This is a genomic window from Nocardia rhamnosiphila NBRC 108938 (genome assembly GCF_000720425.1).
Taxonomy (GTDB): Bacteria; Actinomycetota; Actinomycetes; order Mycobacteriales; family Mycobacteriaceae; genus Nocardia; species Nocardia rhamnosiphila.
On record NZ_JOAJ01000002.1, the window covers coordinates 606,580 to 619,336 of the forward strand.

11 protein-coding genes and 1 rRNA gene are annotated in these 12,757 nt (G+C 70.2%); 2 read left to right on the plus strand and 10 right to left on the minus strand.

Going from position 1 to position 12,757, the window contains the following annotated elements; genetic code table 11:
• Window positions 1–9 precede the first annotated feature (9 nt).
• The 3 genes from IG75_RS0111725 to steA form a co-directional block, all read right to left on the minus strand.
• Window positions 10–666 carry an NUDIX domain-containing protein gene (locus IG75_RS0111725; RefSeq protein ID WP_030521254.1) on the minus strand — a complete coding sequence of 219 codons (657 nt, stop codon included), beginning with the start codon at window positions 664–666 and terminating at the stop codon, window positions 10–12.
• Window positions 663–2,390 carry a CTP synthase gene (pyrG, locus tag IG75_RS0111730; protein WP_030521255.1) on the minus strand — a complete coding sequence of 576 codons (1,728 nt, stop codon included), beginning with the start codon at window positions 2,388–2,390 and terminating at the stop codon, window positions 663–665. Before pyrG ends, IG75_RS0111725 begins: the two co-directional genes overlap by 4 nt.
• 261 nt (window positions 2,391–2,651) lie before the next feature.
• Window positions 2,652–3,863: a putative cytokinetic ring protein SteA gene (gene steA / locus IG75_RS0111735; protein ID WP_030521256.1), complete on the minus strand. Its 1,212-nt coding sequence runs from the start codon at window positions 3,861–3,863 to the stop codon at window positions 2,652–2,654.
• A gap of 169 nt (window positions 3,864–4,032) precedes the next feature.
• Here steA and IG75_RS0111740 point away from each other — a divergent pair, with 169 nt between their 5' ends.
• Window positions 4,033–4,452 (plus strand): SRPBCC family protein, encoded by a 420-nt coding sequence (locus IG75_RS0111740; protein WP_030521257.1) that lies wholly within the window; start codon window positions 4,033–4,035, stop codon window positions 4,450–4,452.
• A 567-nt stretch (window positions 4,453–5,019) separates the two neighbouring features.
• On the opposite strand, the gene recN is transcribed toward IG75_RS0111740, so the two are convergent.
• The 5 genes from recN to IG75_RS0111765 are packed head-to-tail and all read right to left on the minus strand — an operon-like array spanning window position 5,020 to window position 9,758.
• The gene (gene recN / locus IG75_RS0111745) at window positions 5,020–6,792 is read right to left on the minus strand and encodes a DNA repair protein RecN (protein ID WP_030521258.1); all 1,773 of its coding nucleotides are present in this window, start codon (window positions 6,790–6,792) and stop codon (window positions 5,020–5,022) included.
• The gene (locus IG75_RS0111750) at window positions 6,770–7,744 is read right to left on the minus strand and encodes an NAD kinase (protein ID WP_030521259.1); all 975 of its coding nucleotides are present in this window, start codon (window positions 7,742–7,744) and stop codon (window positions 6,770–6,772) included. Before IG75_RS0111750 ends, recN begins: the two co-directional genes overlap by 23 nt.
• Window positions 7,741–8,562 carry a TlyA family RNA methyltransferase gene (locus IG75_RS0111755; RefSeq protein WP_030521260.1) on the minus strand — a complete coding sequence of 274 codons (822 nt, stop codon included), beginning with the start codon at window positions 8,560–8,562 and terminating at the stop codon, window positions 7,741–7,743. Before IG75_RS0111755 ends, IG75_RS0111750 begins: the two co-directional genes overlap by 4 nt.
• 1 nt (window position 8,563) lies before the next feature.
• Complete coding sequence (locus IG75_RS0111760; RefSeq protein WP_030521261.1) at window positions 8,564–8,848, minus strand: hypothetical protein; 285 nt, start codon at window positions 8,846–8,848, stop codon at window positions 8,564–8,566.
• A gap of 13 nt (window positions 8,849–8,861) precedes the next feature.
• Window positions 8,862–9,758 carry an HAD-IIA family hydrolase gene (locus IG75_RS0111765; protein WP_036513335.1) on the minus strand — a complete coding sequence of 299 codons (897 nt, stop codon included), beginning with the start codon at window positions 9,756–9,758 and terminating at the stop codon, window positions 8,862–8,864.
• 483 nt (window positions 9,759–10,241) lie between these two features.
• Here IG75_RS0111765 and IG75_RS0111770 point away from each other — a divergent pair, with 483 nt between their 5' ends.
• Entirely contained in the window at window positions 10,242–10,730 is a 489-nt protein-coding gene (locus tag IG75_RS0111770) for a GyrI-like domain-containing protein (RefSeq protein ID WP_036513336.1), read from the plus strand.
• A gap of 10 nt (window positions 10,731–10,740) precedes the next feature.
• On the opposite strand, the gene IG75_RS40875 is transcribed toward IG75_RS0111770, so the two are convergent.
• Both IG75_RS40875 and rrf read right to left on the minus strand, forming a co-directional pair.
• Window positions 10,741–11,946 (minus strand): tetratricopeptide repeat protein, encoded by a 1,206-nt coding sequence (locus IG75_RS40875; RefSeq protein ID WP_081876826.1) that lies wholly within the window; start codon window positions 11,944–11,946, stop codon window positions 10,741–10,743.
• A 555-nt stretch (window positions 11,947–12,501) separates the two neighbouring features.
• Window positions 12,502–12,618, minus strand: a 5S ribosomal RNA gene (gene rrf / locus IG75_RS0111785).
• Between the last annotated feature and the right edge of the window lie 139 nt (window positions 12,619–12,757).

The window sequence follows — 12,757 nt, forward strand, 5'->3', positions numbered from 1 at the left end:
GGCCCCCGGTCAGTCCGTATCCCGCTGCGCGGCCTGGCGGCGCAGCAGTGCGTCCGGCTGGCCCGGCCACGGCGCGTCGGCCGGCCGCAGCGGCAGGCCGGCGGCCTCGGCCGCGCTCAACGCCAGCAGACCGGCGACCGCGGTGGCGTTCACGATCGTCCCGGCCAGCGCCGCACGGACCGCCTCGGCGACCGGCATCCGCACCAACTCCAGGTCGGCTTCCTCGTGTTCGGGGTCCGGACGTTCGGTATCGCCGAGCCCGCGCGCCAGATACACCCGCAGCGCCTCGTCGGTGAAACCCGGCGACAGCGCGACGTCGACCAGCACCGACCACTCCCGGGCGGCCAGCCCGGTTTCCTCGGCGAGTTCACGGCGCGCGGCCTGCAGTGGGTCCTCGCCCTCGATATCGATCAGGCCGGCCGGGAGTTCGAGCAGCCGCTCCCCGAGCGGATGCCGGTACTGGCGGATCAGCACCACCCGGCCGTCGTCGTCGACCGCGACCACGGCGACCGCACCGTGGTGTTCGACGACTTCGCGTTCCACGACCCGCCCGTCCGGCATCTCCACCCGGTCCACCCGCAGCGCCAGGATCGCCCCCGAGTACACGACCCGGCTGTCGACCGTCGCGAAGGCGTGGCTGCCGGGCGCCGGGTTCGCGGGGGTCACGACACCCGCTCGGAGGTACCGGCCAGTTCTTCTTCACCGGGGATATCGACCGGCAGCCGCTCGGCCAATTTGTACCGCAGCGCGGCGGCGATCAGTTCGGCGAACAGCGGATGCGGCCGGGTGGGCCGGCTCTTCAGCTCCGGATGGGCCTGGGTGCCGACGAAGAAGGGGTGGATATCGGCGGGCAGCTCGACGAACTCCACCAGATGCCCGTCCGGGGAGGTGCCGCTGAACCGCAACCCACTGGCGGCGATCTTGTCGCGGTAGGCGTTGTTCACCTCGTAGCGGTGCCGGTGCCGTTCGGAGACCTCGGTGGAGTGGTAGGCCCGGGCCACGACCGATCCCTTCTCCAGGACCGCCGGATAGGCGCCGAGCCGCATGGTGCCGCCCAGATCGGCCTCCCCGGCCACGGCCTGTTCCTGGTCGGCCATGGTGGAGATCACCGGGTGCTCGGTCTCCGGTTCGAACTCGGCGGAGTTGGCGTCGGTGAGGCCCACCGACCGCGCGGCCTCGATGACCATGCACTGCAGGCCCAGGCACAGCCCGAGCAGCGGCAGCCCGCGGGTACGGGCGTGGTGGATGGCGCCGACCTTGCCTTCGATCCCCCGGATCCCGAATCCGCCGGGGATGAGGACCGCGTCCACATCGCGCAGAGCGGCCTGCGCGCCGGCCGGGGTCTCGCAATCATCGGACCGGACCCAGCGCAGCTTCACCTTGGCCCGGTGCGCGAAACCACCGGCCCGCAGCGCCTCGGTCACCGACAGATAGGCGTCGGGCAGATCCACGTACTTGCCGACCAGCGCGACCTCCACCGTCTCCCGGGGCGCGTGGACACGGTCGAGGAGATCGCCCCAGATCGTCCAGTCCACATCCCGGAACGGCAGCCCGAGTTTGCGCACGACGTAGGCGTCGAGGGCCTCCCGGTGCAGCACCTTGGGGATGTCGTAGATCGACGGCGCGTCGGGGGTGGAGATACAGGCGTCGACGTCCACGTCGCACATCAGCGCGATCTTGTTCTTCAGGCCGGCCGGCACCTCGCGGTCACAGCGCAGGATCAGCGCGTCGGGCTGGATACCGATACTGCGCAGCGCGGCCACCGAGTGCTGGGTGGGTTTGGTCTTGAGTTCGCCCGAGGGGGCCAGATACGGAACCAGCGAAACGTGCAGGAAGAAGACATTGTCGCGGCCGACGTCGTGGCGAATCTGCCGGGCCGCCTCGAGGAACGGCTGCGATTCGATATCGCCCACCGTGCCGCCGATCTCGGTGATCACCACATCCGGTTCCTGCCCCTGCAGATCCGGGCCGCGCATGGCCAGGATGCGCGCCTTGATCTCATCGGTGATGTGCGGGATGACCTGCACGGTATCGCCGAGGTATTCGCCGCGCCGCTCCTTGGCGATCACCGACGAGTACACCTGACCGGTGGTGACGTTGGCGTCCCGGGAGAGATCCCGGTCGAGGAAGCGTTCGTAGTGCCCCACATCGAGGTCGGTCTCGGCCCCGTCCTCGGTCACGAACACCTCGCCGTGCTGGAACGGATTCATGGTGCCGGGATCGACGTTCAGATAGGGGTCGAGTTTCTGCATGGTGACCCGTAGCCCCCGCGCGGTCAGCAACTGACCGAGGCTGGAGGCGGTGAGACCCTTACCGAGTGAGGAGGCCACGCCACCGCTGACGAAAATATGCTTGGTGGCTGTCCGCGCCTGAATCCGTGTATGACCCACGGGTCTTCACGGTAACACGAAACCCGGGAGACGATCGACCGCCACCCCCGGTTAACCACCAGATCGCCGTATCCGCCCGGCGCCGCGATCGGGGTACGGAGCAGAAACGTGCCACCCTCGCCCCGGGCGCACCACCGGCCACTTCTCTCACACTTCCGCGCACAGGCGTCGCGGGACCGCCCGTTCCACGCGATGCTGCGGGATTGCGCGAGCCGCCCCGGATACCGCGTCGCATCCGGGCGCCGGACGTGGTGCCCAGCCCTACCCGGGCCGGCTCAGCGTCTCTCGCACCCACAGATCGGCGCGGTGCAGCAGGTCCTGCACCGGCGCGAGCACCTCGCTCCCGTGCCCGGCGGCCAGTACCGCCACGATCAGCACGACGAGCGCGGCCAGGACCAGGAGCGCCATCAGCGTGCCCGACACCCGGCTCCGATACAGCGTGGCCACCGCGGTGGCGTCCATGATCGCGCCCCCGACCTTCAGACGTGTCAGGAATGTCGCGGGGTTGCTGTCCTGGCGGCACCGGTCGAAGAATTCCTCCAGGGAGGCGGGTGCGCCCGCCGTGACGATGAGCGCGGCGCCGCGGTGATGCGCGAGCAGCAGCGCCAGGTCCGCGGGCGTCCCGGAGCACGGGAAGGTGATCGCGCCGATCCCCAGTTCCTTGACCCGGTCCAGCCCCTCGGCATAGCCGTCCAGTTCCGCCGGCACGATCAACTCCGCGCTGCCGGTGAGGATTTTCGCGGGGAGTAGCTCGGGGTTGGCGACGATCAGATCCAGCCGGTAGCCCGCGCGCCGGACGGTCTCCGCGCCCTGCCCCACCCCGATCATGATCGGGGCGTACTCCTTGATGAAGGGTTTGAGCTTTTTCAGGTCCTCGGCATGTCCGGGACCGTCACCGACCACCACCACCTGCCGGCCGTTCAGGTCCAGATCCGGATGGGGCACCCCGATACCGTCCATGAGCAGCGACGATTCGGTCCGGATGAAATCTAGAGTGCCGTCGGCGAAGGCTTCGAGATGGCCGGCGAGACCGTTGCGCGCTTCCGACAGCCGGTCGGCCACCGCGGTTTCGTCGAGTTCGAGGCATTCGACCAGCACCTCGGGTTCCCGGCGGGTGAGCCGGTCGGCGTAGACGACCCCGTTCTCGATCCGCACCTTCGCGCCGTCCTTGATCCGGCCGAAGGCGTCGGAGGTGACCGTATCCAGCAGCAGCACGCCGCCGGCCACCAGGAGTTCGGGTCCCGGATTGGGATAGCGCCCGGAGATCGAGGGCGAGGTGTTCACCACCGCCGCCACCCCGGCCGCGAGCAGCCGGTCGGCAGTGACCTGATCCAGGTCCATTTCGTCGAGGACCGCGATATCACCGGGTTCCACGCGTTCGAGCAGCCGCCGGGTATCGCGGTCGACCCGGGCGGTGCCGGTCCGGCCGGGCAGCGTCTCCGAATTCTTCGACAGCAGCGCCAGCATCCTCATGCAGCGATGATCGCCGCAAACCCTCAACCATTGGTGGAGACACGCCGCGAGTCGATACTCAACAGCTATTGATCGGTTACCGGGCGTGCCCGGCGGCCTCGTCGCGGGACGGAAATCCGCTGCCATGCGCCGTAAGCTGCCCGGGACAGCTATACGAAGAGGAGTCTCCATGGCCAGCACCACCGTCGATACCGTGATCGCCGCCCCGCGCGCGACCGTGTACCGGCTGTTCGCCGACCGCGAGAGCATCGATCCGTTTCTTGCGGTGAACGTCACGCTCGTCACACCGGGCACCACCGAACGAGAAGGCGTCGGCGCCCGGCACAAGATCGGTATCGGCCCGGTCGGGGTGGTCGAGGAGATCACCGCGCTGGTGCCGAACGAGCGGATGGAGTACAAGATCGTCAAAGGCGCCCCGGTGAAGAGCCATACCGGCGTCATCACCTTCGCCGACGCCGACAACGGCACCCGGGTCACCTACACGATGACCTCCGACCCCTCTCTCCCCGTGCCGGCCAAGGTGCTCGAGATCGGCCTCAAAGGCCTGATCAACCAGTTCATCTCCGCCGCGCGTAAAGCCGTCGACTGACCTGCCGGCGCACGAGGTCGAAGCCGCGCTGCCGCGCCGGACGAGATCCTCGGCCGGTACCGGCCTCTCTCCGGCACGTCGGCAGCCGGTACCGGTCCACGTACCGGCGGCGACGACGGGTTCACCACCGGCCTCGGGCGGATGCGGCCGGTGCTACGCGTAGCGTAGGCGCCGCCGCCGGGCCGGTTTTCCGGTCGCTTCGGCGAGGCGACATCATCGTCGCTGTCGTCGCAGGCGCCGGTACCACACCGCACGAAGGACAAGTGTCCGCGTACCGGGCGCTGAATCCACGGCCGTCGGCGGACCACCGCCACGACTCACCGTGATCCGGCCCGACCTCGGGCTCCCCCGGGGCCGCACGCGGATTGCCCACAGAGACCGGCAGCCCCGGTTCGCCCTGACCACCCGGATGTCCGCGCCCGGAGAACGCGGGTCCCGGAGCCCGAGGTCGTCTGCGGCCCGGCTGCGAACTCGAACGCGAATACACCGGCGAGCCGGGTGGTGAAGAAAGAGCCCACCGGAGCGTGCTGAACACCGCTCGGCACCGCGAACCGGGCCGACCACCGGTCAGTACGCCGCCATCCGCTCGGCGCGGGCGGTGTTCAGCAACTCCCAGGCGTGCGCGCGACCGGTCTCGGTATCGTCGAGCCCGGCCAGCATGCGGGCCAGCTCCACGATCCGCTCGTCCTGGGTCAATGCCCGGACCCCCGAATTCACGGCGCCCTCGCCGTCATCGGATTTGTTGACCACCAGATGCGTATCGGCGAACGCCGCCACCTGCGCCAGATGTGTCACCACGATGACCTGATGGGTGCGTGCCAGCCGGGCCAGCCGCCGCCCGATCTCCACCGCCGCCCGGCCACCGACCCCCGCGTCCACCTCGTCGAACACCATCGTCGCCCCGTGCTCGGCACCGGCCAGCACCACTTCCAGGGCCAGCATCACCCGGGACAGCTCACCGCCGGACGCGCTCTTGCTCAACGGCAGCGACTGCGCACCGGAATGCGCGGCCAGCCGGAACTCCACCTCGTCCACCCCGGCCGGACCGGCGTGCAGTTCGGCGCCGTCGATCAGCAGCGGCGCGGAATCCTGCGCACCGGCCGGCAGCGGCCGCACCTCCACCTCCAGCCGCGCCTTGCCCATGGCGAGCCCGCTCAACTCCTCGGTCACCGCCGCCGCCAGATCCCCCGCGGCGGCGGCCCGCACCTGCGACAGTTTCACCGCCGCGGCCCGCACCCGTTCGGCCCCCACCTCGACCTCGGCGGTCAGCGCCGCGAGGGTCTCCTCCGAGACATCCAGCGAATCCAGCCGGGTCCGCGCCTCGTCCGCCCACGCGATCACGCCATCGATATCGGGTGCGTATTTCCGGGTCAGCGATTTCAACTCCGCCTGCCGCGACAGCATGGATTCCAGCGCGCCGGGGTCCGACGGCAGATCCGACAGATAACCGCTCAGTTCGGTGGTCAGATCCACCACCACCGCGATCGCCTCCGCCAGCCGCGGCGACAGCGCCGCCAGCGCCGGATCCTCGGCACCTTCCACCCGGGATCGGGCCACGCCGAGCGCGTCCAGCGCCCCGACCCCTTCGCCGGGGTTGTCGGCCGGACCGGCGAGCGCCTCGTGCGCGGTCGCCGCCGCCTCGCGCAGCGAATCCAGATCACTGAGCCGCCGGATCTCCGCGACCAGGCGCTCGTCCTCTCCCGGCTCCGGTGCGACGGCGTCGATTTCGGCCAGCGACTGGGTGAGCCGTTCGGCCTCGGCCGCCATCTCCCGGCCGCGCGCGGTGCGTTCCAGCAGCGTCGTCCGGGCATCCAGCCAGGCGCGGCGGTGTTCGATGTAGTCCCGCAGCAGCGGCCCCACCGTCGCGTCGGCGAACTGGTCCAGCGCGTGCAACTGCTGTTCGGGACGCTGTAATCGCAACTGGTCGTTCTGGCCGTGCACGGTGAGCATCGGTGCGGTGAAATCGGCCAGCACCGAGGCCGGTACGCCACGACCGCCCAGATGCGCCCGGGACCGCCCGTCGCTACCGACGGTACGGATCGCGATCACCGTACCGTCGTCGTCGGCAACGGCCGCCGCCGATTCCAGTACGCGCTCCGCTTCGGCACGCGCGGACTCGTTCACCTCGTCGAGCGTGAACCGGCCCTCCACCACCGCGCGATTCGCGCCCAGCCGGACCCGTCCGGCGTCGGCGCGCGCACCGCTCAGCAGGTGCAGACTGGTGACCACCATCGTCTTGCCCGCTCCGGTTTCCCCGGTGAGCACAGTCAGCCCTTCGTGGAATTGCGCGGTGGCCGTCGAGATGACGCCCAATCCGTCAATTCTTATCTCTGTCAGCACGTGTGCCCTCCGTTCGCCGCCGGCCCCGCCAACCCGTGACCGGCAGCTCGAACTTGCGCACCATCCGATCCGCGAACGGCGCGGAATCCAGTCGCACCCACCGCACCGGCTCGGCACCCCGGACCGCTTCGACCCGGCCGCCCCGCGGCAGTGCGAGGGTGCGCCTGCCATCCAGGAAAACTATCGCATCGTGGCCGGTGGCAACGGATTCGACCGCGATTCGTGAATCCGGGCTGGTGACCAGGGGCCGAGCGAACAGGGCGTGCGCGTTGCTCGGAATCACCAGCAGCGCTTCCAGTTCCGGCCACACCACCGGCCCGCCCGCGGAGAAAGCATACGCCGTCGATCCGGTAGGGGTCGCGACAAGGATCCCGTCACAACCGTAGGACGAGACCGGTCGCCCGTCGACTTCGAGCACCACTTCGAGAACACCCATCCGGGCCGCGTTCTCGATACTGGCCTCGTTCAGCGCCCAACCCCGTTCGATGATCTCGTCGTCGAGCCGGATGTTGACGTCCAGGGTCATCCGCTCTTCGACGCGGTAGTCGCGCCGGACGACCTGGGCGAGCGCCTCGTCCAGGTTCTCCGCCTCGGCCTCGGTGAGAAACCCGATCCGCCCCAGGTTGATACCCAGCACCGGGACCGTCACCTGGCGGGCCAGTTCCGCGGCACGCAGCAGCGTGCCGTCGCCGCCGAGCGCCAGCACCATCTCACAGCCCAGTGCCGCGTCCGGTTCGTGGGCGACCACCTGCACCGGATATCCGCAGGGGTCGGCGATCGGCTCGGTATCGGCGTCGAATCGGGTGCTGTAGGCCTCGTCCGCCAGCACCCGCAACCCGATTCCGGCCTCCGCGCAGATCTTCGCGACCCGATGCGCCGTCTCACTGATCTCGGCCCGTCCGGGATGGGAGACCAGCAGGATCTCCCGCGGCCGGGACGCCTCCGTGTTCACTGTGGCCCCTCCTCGACTGCCCGTCGCACCAGTTCCCCCACCTCGCCGGCGGTGTAGCTCGCCGACTCGTCCCGGCGCAGCCACAGAAAGTATTCGACATTGCCGGACGGTCCGGGCAACGGACTGGCCACCACACCGCGGGTCTGCAACCCCAGATCCGCGGCAGCGGCGGCGACCGAACACACCGCGTCGGCCCGCAGTTGCGGATCCCGCACCACCCCGCCGGATCCGACCCGGTCCTTGCCGACCTCGAACTGCGGTTTCACCATCGGCAGCAGATCGGCGCCCGGCACCACGCAGCCCGCCAGCGCGGGCAGTACCAGTGTCAGCGCGATGAACGAGAGATCGGCGACCACCAGTTCCACCGGCCCGCCGATATCCTCGGCGGTCAGGCTCCGCACATTGGTCCGGTCGTGCACGCGCACCCGGTCGTCGGTACGCAGCCGCCACACCAGTTGCCCGTAACCCACATCGACCGCGACCACTTCGCGCGCCTCCCGGCTGAGCAGCACATCGGTGAAACCGCCGGTCGATGCCCCGGCGTCGAGGCAGCGCCGGCCCGCGACCCGCAGCCCCCGCGGTTCGAACGCCTCCAGCGCGCCCAGCAGTTTATGCGCCCCACGTGAGGCCCAGGCGACCTCGTCGACCTGTTCTTTGACCACCAGTGGAGTACCGGTCTCCACCGCGGTCGCCGGTTTCACCGCGCGGGTGCCGTTGATCAGCACCCGTCCGGCGCCGATCAACTCCACCGCGTGTTCCCGTGACCGCGCCAGACCACGGCGGACCAGTTCCGCGTCCACCCGCGCCCGCCTGGCCACCTCAGATCTTGTCCACCGTGGCCAGTGCCCGCACCAGCACTTCGTGTGCCTGGTCCAGGATGTGCGCACGGCGGGCCAGATCGGCGCCGACGGAATCGTCCCCGGTCGCGCCTCCGGTGTTCGGCACGGGCCCGAGTTCGGCGAGCAGGTCGCGGACCTCGGCGCGAATGCGATCCGGGTCGGCGGGTTCACCGTGCCCGGCCGTCCCGGGCAGATGCCGACCGGGCAGCGGCACCCCGGAGCGGGCGGTGCCGGGAGTGTTCGGGCGGGAAGTCGGGGTAGTCATCGTGGGCTCAACGCTATCGGATTTCCGAACGGGGCGCGCGCACCGTCAGCGCCCGGCCCGGGTACGCCCGCAGTTGCGCGCGCACATCCTCCGGGGCGACGCGGCCCGGCACCGGCGGCTGCCGCAGGGCGTCCAGACCGTCGGCGACATACGTGGGCAGTTCCTCTTCCGGCAGACCGATCAGTTCGGCGGCAGTACTGACCCCGGTCAGTACGAGCAGCGAATCCAGATCCACGGCTTGCGCACCGGAGATATCGGTGTCGAGCCGGTCGCCCACGACCAGCGCCGCACGCGTATCCGCCCGGATCAGCGCATCTTCGAGCAGCGGCGGATACGGCTTACCGGCCACCACGGGTTCCAGATCGGTGGCGGCCCGCAGCGCCGCGACCATCGCCCCGTTGCCCGGCGCGAGTCCGCGCTCGTTCGGCAGCGTCCGGTCGGTATTGGCCGCCACCCACACCGCGCCCGCCCGCAACGCGTAGGCCGCCTCGGCCAGGTCCGGCCAGGCCGTCTGCGGCGAATGTCCCTGGACGACCGCCGCCACCGTCTCCGTCGCCCGGCGCACCGGTTGCAGGCCGGCCGTTTTGATCTCCGCCGCCAGATCGTCGGAGCCCACGACCAGCACCTCCGATCCGGGTGCCAGCCGCTCGGCGAGCAACCGGCTCGCCGCCTGCGCGCTGGTCACCACATCCGCCTCCGTCGCCGGATACCCCAGCTCGGCCAGGTGGGCCGCCACGCTGCCGGCCGCCCGGCTCGCGTTATTGGTGACATACACCGATCGCTGGGCCCCGCCGGCCAGCGCCTCGGGCGCACCGTCGATCACGTCGGCACCCCGGTAGAGGGTCCCGTCCAGATCCAGTAGCAGCGCCTCGTACCTGTCCCGCAACGGTGTCTCACTCGCTTCCCGCACACCTCGGACCCTACGTCCTGCCCCCGACGCCCCGGGCACCCAGCCGCTTCCCACGGCCCACACGGCCACCCCGATGGACGGGCGACCGACGTCCTGGGACGAAGAGCGCGGTATCGATGTTCACCGCCCGGGCATCACCTGGATAGCGCTTGCACCGAGGCCGAAGCCATAGCTGGGGTTCCGGTAGCCGTGCCGGCAAGTAGCGCGAGGCCGATCACCTCGGAGGTGCCGGCCGGCCCGCTGTTGTCTCCGCGCGCACCTGCCCACGAATCCCGGTCCACAGGCATCGCCTGGTAGCACCCGCCCGGTCCGCCCGGCCCGGGTCGACGACTCCCGTCACGCCTACGGCGGACGCCCCACCTGTCGCCTCCGGCCGCGGTGAACACGGTGCGCGAAGACCGATGAATTTCCACGCCGTGACCCGTCGGAACCGGAGAGAGGCCGGCCCGCAGCGGCCGACCGCCGACTTCATCGAGGAGAACCGTGACTGCCGAACCGGCCGACCGCACAGCCGAACCCGAACTGCTCGAAATCGCCGAAACGATCACCGCTGTGGTGCGCGGCCGGGTGGCGCCGGCACAGACGATCTCGTTCTTCGACACCTCGTTCGGCATTCTCCCACCGGCTATCGCCGCACAGGAGGCCGCGATCACCGGCCCGGCTCTCTCCCGGTGGGGGGACGCTTCCGAGGAGGCCACGGACCTGGAGGTGGGCTTCCCCGTCGACCGGCGGATCCGTCCCGACGGGGATGTCGTCCCCGGGGTGCTCCCGGCGTGCCGGGTCGCCCGCGTAGTGCATTACGGCGCATTCGACGCGCTGGGCGCCACCTGGGACCGCCTGCACGGCTGGATCACCGAGCAGCGCCTGGTTCCGGGAGCGGACCGCTGGGAGGTCTACCTCACCGAACCCGATCCGCACATGGACCCGGCCGATCTGCGGACCGAGCTCAACTGGTCGGTCACGCGGCCTTGACGGCCGTGGGTCAGGCTTCGCCGGTCAGCTCGGCCGCGCGCTCCTCGGCATCGGTTTCGCCGTCGAGGTCGGCGGCGGCCGCGTTGAAGAACCAGGTCTGTCCCTCGTCGGTACGACCGGCCGCGACCAGCGCGTCGGCGTAGGCATAGAACAGCCGGGCGGGACCCGAACCGGTGCGGGACGGGTCGAGGTCCGAGGTCTGCAGAGTCACCACGGCCTGGTCGTATTGACCGAGGTCCATCCGCGCGCCCGCGACCACAATCCGCAGTTCGATCGCCTCGTCGCCGGTCAGCGCCCGGCCCTCGTCGCTGCGGCCGATCTCGATCGCGCGTTCGGGCCGGCCGAGACCGCGTTCACAGTCCGCCATCACCGCGAGCAGACCGGACCCGCCCGCCATCCGCCGAGCCGCACGCAGCTCGGACAGAGCCTCGGCCCATTCCCCGGCGTGATAGGCGACGACGCCGGCGGTCTCCCGTACGACGGCAATCCGTCCCGCCCGCTGCCGCGCGGCCCGTGCGTGGGCCAAAGCGAGCTGCGGATCGTCGTCGAGCACCTGCACGGCCATCGCCAGATGCCGGGCGACGGTTTCCGCATTCCCCTTGTCGAGACTCAGCAGGTCACGCCGGATCGAGGTATCGAGGTCACCGGCCTGGACCTCATCGGGCAGGTCGGGCTCGTCGGGACGCGGCGGGCGACGATCGGCCCCACGGCCCCCACCCTCACCGCCCCGACGCCGGGGTCCTCCGGCGTCGCCACCGCGCGAGAATCCCGGACCGCTGCTGCTCTCCACCGGTCCTACCCGGTCCCGGTACGGCCGGTCGCTTCCGCGGTCCGGCCGGTCGGACGCACCGCGCCCGCCGAAACGACGCTCATCGCTCCCACGCTCCGGCCGGTCCGATCCGCCCCGTCCACCGAAGCGACGGTCGTCGGCACCGCGAGCGGGCCGATCGGCCCCACCCCGTCCACCGAAACGACGGTCGTCGGCACCGCGAGCGGACTGCTCGGACGGGCGCCCACCGAACCGGCGGTCGTCCGGACCGCCTCGGCTGTCCGCGCGCCCGGCGCCGCGATTGTCCCGGCCTCGGTCCGAGTCACCGGAGGAAGAGCGCCCCTGCGACCGGAAGTCTCCGCGATCACGCGTTCCGTACTCCCGTTTGTCACCGTCCGGACGCGACTGCGGCCGCGGACCGCGGGATCGATTGTCCTCCCAGTCCAACCGTGCCCCTTCGGCCCGGAAACCCGGGCGGCCGCCCGACCGGTCGGCACCGCGGTCGCGCTGCCCCGGAGTTCCGGTCCGCTCCCCGCGGCCGGCGCGATCGGACCGCTGCGGGCCGCGGGGCCGGTCACCACCGAATCCGCTACCGCCGGACGCCGGACGTCCCCCGCCCCTGGCGTCCGGTTCGCTGCTCCGGCGGGCATCGCCGCGATTATCGTCCCGGCGGAAACCGCCCCGGTCACTCGAGCGGCCGGTGTCTCCCGTACCGCCGGAATCGCCACCCGAGCGCCTGCCGTTACCGGCGCCCTCGCCGCCACGACGGAAGCCGGCATCGGGTCCGGAAGAATTGCGCCGGAACGGTTTCCTGCCATTGTTCTGTTCCGGCACGGCGGTCCCTCTCTCGGTTACCAGTCTGGATCAATGGAGTGCGACGGCAACACGGTCGAACCGCCGACAATGGTGGATTTGTGCTCACACCAAGTTTACGGGCCATATCACCGTAGGCAGAAATGCAGGTAGGGGACCCACGAATGGGTCCCCTACCTTGAAAGTATGTTCCGGCGGTGTCCTACTCTCCCACACCCTGTCGAGTGCAGTACCATCGGCGCTGGCAGGCTTAGCTTCCGGGTTCGGAATGGGCCCGGGCGTTCCCCTGCCGCTATAACCGCCGTAACTCTATGAAACTATCCACAGAGAGCCACCCACACTCTCTCCGGAAATGTTTTCCGGTGTGTGTGGTGTCTTCTGTATCTGTGTGTTGTTTCAGATACTGCACAGTGGACGCGTAGCAATCTTCGTTTGGTAAGCCCTC

Excerpts from the sequence above, each read along its gene's own strand:
- steA (WP_030521256.1), bottom strand. The coding sequence starts at position 3,863 with ATGAGGATGCTGGCGCTGCTGTCGAAGAATTCGGAGACGCTGCCCGGC.
- IG75_RS0111740 (WP_030521257.1), top strand. The coding sequence starts at position 4,033 with ATGGCCAGCACCACCGTCGATACCGTGATCGCCGCCCCGCGCGCGACC.
- IG75_RS0111760 (WP_030521261.1), bottom strand. The coding sequence starts at position 8,848 with ATGACTACCCCGACTTCCCGCCCGAACACTCCCGGCACCGCCCGCTCC.